We start from the raw sequence: 7,035 nt of genomic DNA on the forward strand, positions 1-7,035 counted from the left end.
GTTGTCGGAGTCGGAGTTGTCGGAGTCGGAGTTGTCGGAGTCGGAGTTGTCGGAGTCGGAGTTGTCGGAGTCGGAGTGGTTGGAGTCGGAGTGGTTGGAGTCGGAGTGGTTGGAGTTGGTGTTGTTGGAGTCGGAGTGGTTGGAGTCGGAGTGGTTGGAGTCGGTGTTGTCGGAGTCGGTGTTGTCGGAGTCGGTGTTGTCGGAGTCGGTGTTGTCGGAGTCGGAGTGGTTGGAGTCGGAGTGGTTGGAGTCGGAGTGGTTGGAGTTGGTGTTGTCGGAGTTGGAGTGGTTGGCGTCGGAGTTGTGGGAGTCGGAGTTGTGGGGTTGACGGTAATATTCACACGATCGACATCTGTGAGAGCACCGCCTAATTCTGCTGGTGCGCGATCGTTTGTCGTCAAAATCAGCGCATCAGTGCCGCTAAAGTTCGGATTCGGCGTATAAGTTAAACCATCTAAAGCAGCATTAATATCAGTCTGTTTTCCCGTATAAATCAGGATGTTGCTGCCATTCCCCGATCCTGTAATTCCCGTCAGCGACTTGAGTGCAAGAGTGCCGCTGGTAACACTGAGATTTACTTCCACCGACTCGCTATCTGAGTCGGATACAGAGATACTATTGCCGCCACTAGCAGAGAAGATGCGAGGAGTATTTTGAGTCGTCGTTTCTTTGCCCGTATCAGTAGTGACATTGAGACTCCAACTAGCAATATTTCCCGGAATAGTAGCACCGGACGCTTTACTATTATATTGGTTGGCATCAACCGCATACAGTTTCCAAGTACCGTTAGGGTTAGTTTTGTTAAAAACAGAAAGAGTCGAACCATAAGGCCCTTCTGGTGATCCTGTCGGTGTCGGTCCCGGTAGAGTGAAGGCATAAATATCGCGAAAACTATTTGCTGAATAGTTACTCGGCTTGTAAGTTCCGGAAGCGATAGTTGGCGGCAGGGAATTTGGAACTAGGGAAAAAAGAAAAGAGGCAGCATTATCATCAAACTTCAGCGTAACATTATTGAGCGGTGGAGATGGAACATGAGACATTAACACCACATTTTGTCCCTGTGGGCCCACTAACAAGAGGTTGATTGTCTGCTGTGCATTAGTATCAAAAGTTTTGACACTGTTGAGAGTGGCTGTAATGCTGTCTACATTTCCTGTCACGCCTGAAACGTTAATAGCAGACGGATAAGGTGTCGCTAAAACGTTATATGCAAGGAATTCTCCGCCGTTGATGGTAATGTTGTTAGGGTTAGTTGTGGTAGTAGTTGTTCTTCCCGGTATGGTGTTGACTGGTGGTTGATTGCGAAAGGAAAATTCCGAGGTATCGCCTGTAGTTTTGTTAGTAGCTGTAGCAGCGAGAAAGGGTTTGCCTGCTACTGGAGTATAGGGGAAGTTGATGTTAGCATTGCCAGCACCATCTGTAGTAACGTCTTGGAAACCTAGAAAAGTTTCACCTTGACCTACACCTGCGGGATCGTAACTGGTATTTGCAAAGAATTCGACGCGCAAGTTGCTGTTAGGATTGCTGTTGAGAGTTCCCTTAACTGTGTTGCCACTAACTGAAGTCAAAACAGGGTAATTTTGCAGGTTGTTGCTGCCTATATCCGCATCACCTAAATCGTTGGGAGTGACACCAGTAGTACCGATTAAGTCAATGCCTAATCGTCTGTTATTAAAAATCCTATTACCTTGGATAGTGTGACCGCCGGTATTACCAGCAACATCAATACCGCTGCCTTTATTGTTAGCAATGATATTGCCTTCTCCGGGTGCAATGCCACCGATAATAGTATTATTCGTATCTTTGCGAAGAATAAAAATACCATCGCCACCATTGCCTAAGTCTATTGTCCCCGTTGAATCTGTACCGATGTAGTTGCCAGTAATTTTGGTATTGCTGGCTGCCCCTGGAATAAAGATGCCCCCTACTCCTACATCACCGTTACCAGAAATGACATTGCGCGAGATAATAGTGCTTGTGACGGGGGTAGGATTCGGCACGGAAAAATTGCTGGAATCGCCTATCCTGATGCCGCCCGCAGTGTTACTTACAGCAGCACTACCGCTAATATCGGTGCCGATGTAGTTGTCTTGAATGGTATTTTTGTTACTACTTACCCAAATGCCTAATCCCAATGATGATGATGATGCTTTTCCAAATCCATTAATAACTAATCCCTGAATGGTGCTGCCGCTGGAATCTTCCTGGCCGCCAAAAGCACTCTTGCTCAATTCTATACCAATAGTACCAACGCTACCCGATCCGCTAGATTGTTGTACCAAACTGCCATTGAGTTCGATAATTGGTTTCCCAGCATATCCGGGTTGAGATTTGCCGTCGATAATAACTGGACTGGTGATGATAGGTAAGACGGATTGGAGGGTAATGGTATGAGGGCCAGTACCGGGAATGTTAAAGTTAATTGTGTCTAGTCCGGGATTGGAATTGGCTTTGTCGATCGCATCTCTTAGAGAACCTGTACTACTATTATCGGTATTGGTAACGGTATAGGTAGCCAAAACAGACGCATAATTTTGCATCACGTCTGACTCGAATGCTAGGGGCGATTTGATGTTGCCGATTTGTGTTTCTAGTTCCCAATTGCCTCCTAATTTTGCACTCCCCGTGAGATGCTTGGATGCGGCGATATTTGCACCGGTGAGAGTGGCAATGCGGTGGAGGAAGTCGCTACCATCTACGGCTTGTTCATTGATCGCGCCGGGGGTTTCAACCCCCGTCTCATAGCAATACGCTTGGGTTAAGAGTGTCCAGTCAATAAAACGATGTGAAAAATAGACACTGCGATTGCTTCGTTCCTCGCAATGACAACTGCTAACCCAAGCGTATTGATCTTTAGAGAACTGTTTAATGAAATTGTTTTCAGTCGGTTTCAACCGACTTTCGCGCTCGAACAGGGAATTTATTCCCTGGCGGACTTTGGGGAAATCGCAGGATGCTGCTGCTACATTACACCCATAAATCAGAATATCTGCACCAACTGTTAAAGCGCGCCGCCATTGCTGCAATTGCTTACCATAATCTTCTAGGTTATCAATAGATAGTCGGGTTTTACCGAGTTGCAAGCTTCCCGGTTCGCCGTGGGAAACTAGATGAATGCTGTCAATATTAGTGCGGTTTGCTAAGACTTCGCTAATCTGTTCGACTCCATCTCTGTCGGCGTCGATAATTATTGCTTCTACTCCGAATTTCACTCCATCTAGGAGTGTTTGATAGTCTGTTACTGCCGCATCGATAAATACTATTGTACTGAGGCGATCGCCCTTTTCGCCCTTTTCACCAAAATTCCCTTGTCCCGCGTTGATGTGATTCGCAAGTTCAATCGCCCGTTCTGATAAAACTGATATCATGGCTGTGTACCCGATCGCCTAAAATGAACAATTTTTCCTAAATCCACGACGAGCACACCCGAACTCAAAAAAATTAGTGTCTTTGACGGTACAAATACCTAAAATTGTGGAGGTTCTGAGAGCGACTCGGTTTGTTTGCCAGTCTTAAATTTATTGATTCAGACTCTATTGTTTGTGGCTTGGCTATTTAGCAGCCCAAACAGATGAGTTGACTTTTTTTTATTAAATCAACTATAGCCAGCATACTTACGTAAGCCCCAAGTCTTAATAAAAATACATATTTTTGACTCCGGCTAATCGGGGTAAATCCACTTACTTAATGTGTCGATCGCGCTGGCGGTCAATTTTCGCCAAAACAGCACCGGAAACATCCGCCAGAATGCTGATAATCCGATACAAAGCCACGGCGCTCAGAATTATACCCGTCGAAAAGCGATCGGACAAAAGGGCGATCGCCGTTGCTTCAAATACTCCCATCCCTCCCGGTGCTCCCGGTACAACTAAACCCACCACAAACGCCAAACCAAAAGCACCGAACAAGTTGGGAATATCGATAAAATTTACCGGATTTAAAGCCATTACCGTTAAGAAAAATCCGCTTCCCCGCAATCCGATAAAACACATTTGTCCGATTAACGGGATTAAAGGATAGCGTTTAATTGGCAAATTAATTTGGCGGTTAGGCTTGACATTAGATTTTATTTTAGCTAGATTGGAGCTAGACTCTAAAGGCGAAATTAGTCGATCGCCCGCAACCTCTCCAACCTCGGAATTTTCCCCCTTGTTCTTCGATAACTTCAACCGCTCTACAAATAGGACGATCGGATTTAAAATTCGGGGATGAATCGCTATTAAAATAGCAGCACAGCCGACAATTCGCAAAAAACCATCGATCCGCTCAAAACAAATCAACCCAATCAGCACGCCCGCCGAAGCCATCAGCAAGGGTTCTAGCAACACGCTGAGAGTAGCAGCTTTGGGCGCAATCCCTGCCTTTTTGGCGTCCGAGATGCGACCCCAAAAATGCCAAATATTCCCCGGTAAATACTTGGCAATATTAGTCTTGAGAAAAACTTGAATCGCCCACGCCGCATTTACAGGTTGGCGGAATTCCCGCAAAATCAACATCCACACCCAGCCGACAAAAATTAGAGATAGTAAAGTGACGCCCAACGCAATAGCTAATAACGGAAAACTTTCGGCTCGAATTCGGATATTCGCGACTTCTCGCCAGTGAGTTACAAAAGCTTGGGTAATAAATAAAAACGTTCCGCCCAAAATCGCATAGCGCAAATAAGGCTTTAAACGCGCTTTCGCGAGGTTGAAAAAATTCTGAATTCGATGCAAGTGTTGTTTTCCCATTTTCCGATCCTGATTAATGAATTTGGGATGGTAGATTTATTAAGGACAATTTCATGTTTAAAATCTAAAATTTAGATTGATTTTATCTAAGGAGTAAATTTCTATGCCCGGTCCGAGCCCAGACGGATTTTCCTATCTTTTAGATGATAGCCCCAATAGTTTGACATTAACTCCGGGCTTTTTGACTCCTTATCCTAACGGACTTTTTGCCCTCGGCGGTAATGATTTTATTGTCGGTGCCTCGGATGCCGATCGCCTCAGCGGTGATAATGGTAATGACAGACTCCTCGGCGGTGGCAATTCCGATAGTCTCTTCGGTGGTGTGGGGAATGACTTGCTTAACGGCGGTGCCGGCAATGACTTCCTATTTGGCGGCAAGGGCAGCGATACCTTGCAAGGAGGTAGGGGAGATGATAGCCTCAACGGCGGTAACGGTAGCGACGTTTTAGTGGGCGATGGGGGCAAAGATACGCTGACAGGGGGTTTGGGCGCAGATACCTTTGTCCTCCGCAGTGACTCCCCAGTCTCCGATCCCGCTGTTGCCGACGTGATTGCTGACTTTAACAGTTTTGAGGATGCGATCGGACTAACTGACAATCTTACCGAAGCAGACATCACTTTAGAAGCAGTTTCGGGCACTCCCAACACAGTAATTAAAATTCGCCAATCCGGTGCTATTTTAGGTGTCGTCGCCAACGCATCTCCACAAAACCTCAGCGGTAAGTTCATCTCTGCAAATGCCGTATTGGGGAACCAACTCAGCCAAGCCCGCGATTTAGGAGTTTTGAGCAGCACTCAAACCATCGCCGACTCGGTTAGCAACGCCCGCCCAGACAACCTTTACCGCTTTACTTTGCCTGCAACTAACGACTTTAAATTAACTGTCAGCGGTTTTAGTGCCGATGTTGACGTGGCTGTGATTAAAGATATTAACGGCGACAATTCTATTGACTTTACCGATATTATTGCTTCTTCTAAAGAATCGGGTTTATCACCAGAGTCGATCGACCTCAAAAATTTGGCACCCGGAACATACTTTGTCCGAGTTTATCAAAACCAAGGCAATACAAATTTTACCCTAAATTTATCTGCAACTCCAGCAAATATTGTTCCTGATAGTCCCAGCAACTCACCGGGTTTTGACTCTCGTTTTGGGTTCGGTTTAGTGAATGCGGCGGCGGCAGTTGCTAAAGCTCAAGGTGTGCCAACTTTTCCTGATGTTCCCGACTTGGGCGGCGACGAGTGGGGCAGAGACTTAATTAAAGCTCCAGAAGTTTGGGCGAAGGGATTGACTGGAGATGGCATTGTGGTAGCAATTATCGATAGCGGCGTTGACTACAATCACCCGGATTTAACGGGGAATATTTGGAGCAATGTAGGGGAAACAGGCGTTGATGCGACTGGTAGAAATAAAGCTAACAACGGCGTAGATGATGATGGCAATGGCTTTGTTGATGATTTCCGGGGATGGGATTTTGCCAATAACGATAATGACCCGATGGATGATAACAATCACGGCACTCATATCTCGGGTTTAGTTGCTGCAAAAAAGGATGGAGTGGGAATAACTGGAACAGCTCCGACTGCGAAGATTATGCCTTTGAAAATACTCAATAGCACAGGAGTAGGCAAAATTACAGATGAAATTAACGCGATTAATTACGCGGTGGCAAATGGTGCTAAGGTGATTAATGTGAGTTTTGGCGGTCAACAGATCAACGATCAAGAATTGAATGCAATTCGAGCCGCTGAAGCTAAGGGCGTGCTGGTGGTTTCGGCAGCCGGAAATGATGCTCGCCCGGATGTAGATTACCCGGCTCGGTTTGCCAATGAGGTAGGAATTGCTGTCGGTGGTGTTACCCGCAACGGCTTGTTTGCGGATTATTCTAACCGGGCGGGATCTGACGCGATTAGTTATTTTGTCGCTCCGGGCGGCGATGGCGGCAGGGCGGATGCTGGGGACGTTTATTCAACGGTGCCGCTGTCTGGGCCGGGGGTTCCCTATCGATATTTTGCGGGTACTTCCATGGGAGTGCCGCACGTATCTGGGGTGATTGCTTTGATGTTGCAGGCCAATCCGAGTCTGACTCCTGCTCAAATTAAGCAAATTCTGGCGGAAACTGCCAATCGCTCGGTTTAAATTCAATCCGGTTCGTAGTGAGGACTTCAGTCCTTTCTTAGGGTTTTATGAAGAAGGACTAAAGTCCTCACTACGAACCTATAATCAAGTTCGTAGTGAGGACTTCAGTCCTTTCTTAGGGTTTTATGAAGAAGGACTAAAGTCCTCACTACGAACCTATAATCA

General features: G+C 46.4%; 3 protein-coding genes. 1 reads left to right on the forward strand and 2 read right to left on the reverse strand.

Annotated features, from left to right (window positions below; translation table 11 throughout):
• Window positions 1-3,368 (reverse strand): DUF4347 domain-containing protein (locus tag QUB64_RS31830; RefSeq protein WP_333266476.1); only part of this gene is annotated, 3,368 nt, incomplete at its 3' end.
• A gap of 312 nt (window positions 3,369-3,680) precedes the next feature.
• Complete coding sequence (locus tag QUB64_RS31835; RefSeq protein WP_333266478.1) at window positions 3,681-4,730, reverse strand: lysylphosphatidylglycerol synthase transmembrane domain-containing protein; 1,050 nt, start codon at window positions 4,728-4,730, stop codon at window positions 3,681-3,683.
• A 103-nt stretch (window positions 4,731-4,833) separates the two neighbouring features.
• Here QUB64_RS31835 and QUB64_RS31840 point away from each other — a divergent pair, with 103 nt between their 5' ends.
• Window positions 4,834-6,870, forward strand: coding sequence for a S8 family serine peptidase (locus tag QUB64_RS31840; RefSeq protein ID WP_333266480.1), 2,037 nt, complete (start codon window positions 4,834-4,836; stop codon window positions 6,868-6,870).
• Window positions 6,871-7,035 lie beyond the last annotated feature (165 nt).

Source organism: Microcoleus sp. Aus8_D2, from assembly GCF_036702665.1.
In the GTDB taxonomy this organism is placed as follows: domain Bacteria; phylum Cyanobacteriota; class Cyanobacteriia; order Cyanobacteriales; family Microcoleaceae; genus Microcoleus.